Source organism: Pseudomonas sp. SIMBA_041, from assembly GCF_046535095.1.
Classification (GTDB): domain Bacteria; phylum Pseudomonadota; class Gammaproteobacteria; order Pseudomonadales; family Pseudomonadaceae; genus Aquipseudomonas; species Aquipseudomonas mucoides.
In genome coordinates this window covers 1-236 of record NZ_JAWRXJ010000943.1, presented here as the reverse complement: position 1 = coordinate 236, position 236 = coordinate 1, and the positions used below count along the sequence as shown (strand labels likewise).

The window sequence follows — 236 nt, the reverse complement described above, 5'->3', positions numbered from 1 at the left end:
GAATAAAGTTGGTTACTTAAATCGAAATACTTTTATTGCATTAGTTAATAATTGTGATGTATATGCTGTTGCATCTCGTATAGAAGCTCGTCTTAAGAAAGGGGTTATTAACTTAGAACTTGATATAGAAGCAGACGGTATTGTTGAGATAAAGAGATTGTCTTCTAATTATGGCGGAACTAAAGTTGTAATTAACAACAAAGGAGAAATAGAAGTAAATAGTCATGGATCAACAC

1 protein-coding gene is annotated in these 236 nt (G+C 31.4%); it reads left to right on the top strand.

Annotated elements, in window-relative coordinates:
* The coding region (locus SB725_RS33920; protein ID WP_410923788.1) for a hypothetical protein at positions 1-236 on the top strand (236 nt) is incomplete at both ends.